At 47.9% G+C, this 1,929-nt stretch carries 2 protein-coding genes; both read left to right on the forward strand.

Annotation, left to right across the window (positions count from 1 at the left end):
• Window positions 1–1,629: M1 family metallopeptidase (locus ACEW8S_RS19390; protein ID WP_373519757.1), on the forward strand; the 1,629-nt coding region annotated here is incomplete at its 5' end.
• A 102-nt stretch (window positions 1,630–1,731) separates the two neighbouring features.
• Window positions 1,732–1,929 (forward strand): ribonuclease P protein component (locus ACEW8S_RS19395; protein ID WP_373519758.1); only part of this gene is annotated, 198 nt, incomplete at its 3' end.

Raw genomic sequence — 1,929 nt, forward strand, 5'->3', positions numbered from 1 at the left:
AGCGAGATGGATATCCGGTTGCAGAACATCAAAGATCCCGATAAACGAATGACGACGGAGGGTGGAAAAAGTAGGATTTCGGGGCTATCAGAAAGTGAAATGGGATTTTTGCATCCCGCATCCCTTTTGCAGGACGGACAAAAAGTGGACTTTGCAGAGGAAGGCACCGTTCTTACGGTTAATTTGGCAAAGCCCCTGCTCCCCGGAGGCAAAACGACTTTCGATATGGTATTCCGCGGGCAGGTGCCTTTACAGATTCGGCGTTCGGGCCGTAACAGTGAGGAAGGTGTTGCATTGTCCATGAGCCAATGGTATCCGAAATTGGCCGAGTATGATTTTGAGGGATGGCACGCCGACCCTTATATCGCCCGAGAATTCCATGGGGTTTGGGGAGATTTCGACGTAAAACTGACCCTCGATAAGGAGTATGTGGTCGGCGGAAGCGGCTATTTACAGAACCCACAGGAAATTGGTCACGGATACGAAGCTCCGGGCACGAAAGTAAAGCGTCAAAAAGGCAGGACGTTAACCTGGCATTTTAAGGCGCCCATGGTACATGACTTTATGTGGGCCGCCGACCCCGACTATTTGCACGATACTCTTCAAGTCGAGAACGGGCCAATGTTGCATTTCCTCTATAAAAACGACACCGAGATCATAGGGAACTGGAAAAAACTACAGCCAAAGACCGCGGCACTGATGCAGTTTTTCAATAAAAATATCGGTGAGTATCCCTATGACCAATACTCCGTGATACACGGGGGCGACGGGGGTATGGAATACGCGATGGGTACCTTGATCACCGGGGGCAGAAACTTCGGTAGCCTAGTGGGCGTAACCGCCCATGAAATGGCGCACTCTTGGTTCCAGCATGTGTTGGCCACGAACGAATCGAAACACGAATGGATGGACGAAGGTTTCACTACCTTTATTTCTACGCTGGCCATGAACCAAATCATGGAAGAAGGCAAGGAGAACCCGTTTGAAAACACGTATAAAGGCTATTACAACCTGGTCAATTCAGGACTTGAGCAACCGCAGACCACGCATGCCGACCGCTACGATGTCAACTACGCCTACGGTATAGCCGCGTATAGCAAGGGCTCTATTTTTCTGTCCCAATTGGGTTATATTATAGGGCAGGACAAGCTGATGAAAACCATCCAAAATTATTATAGGGATTTCAAGTTTAAGCATCCCGTGCCCAACGATATTAATAGGGAGGCCGAAAAAGTATCAGGTATGGAGCTCGATTGGTACCTTACGGATTGGACGCAGACCACCAACACCATTGATTATGGCATCACCGATGTTGTAGCGGACAGCGGTAAAACCAAAATCAGTTTAGTGCGGACCGGACAAATGCCGATGCCTATAGATATTCTGGTCGTTTATAAGGATGGTACCAAAGAAACATTTTATGCGCCGCTTCGGATGATGCGCGGTGAAAAGGAGAATCCGCACCCGCAAATAAACCGTACGGTATTGCAGGATTGGCCCTGGGCCTTTCCCACTTACCGTTTTACCATTGACAAACCTTTAGAAAGCATAAAAGCCGTCGTAATCGATCCGTCACAGTTAATGGCCGATGTCAAGCAAGAGGATAATGTGTGGCAAAAGGAGCTGTAACCGAAGTGGGACTGAACGTATGTAATTTGTGCCAATTCGTGTTTCTTTTTTCCTTTTTGAAGCGCTGTGGTTCTCAGGTATATCGGTGACATAAACCATCCCATGGGCCACACCTTTCCCAATAAAGAAAAACTAAAAAGTAGGAAGCTAATTGACCTGCTATTTGCCCAAGGGAAATCGGTGTCCAACTATCCTATCAAACTGATCTATCTGAACACCGAACTCCCTGAAGACCTAAAAATCCAGGCCGGGGTCGCCGTACCCAAAAAGAGCTTTAAAAGTGCCGTAAAGCGCAATCGT

It is taken from the genome of Pricia sp. (assembly GCF_041745955.1).
Taxonomy (GTDB): Bacteria; Bacteroidota; Bacteroidia; order Flavobacteriales; family Flavobacteriaceae; genus Pricia.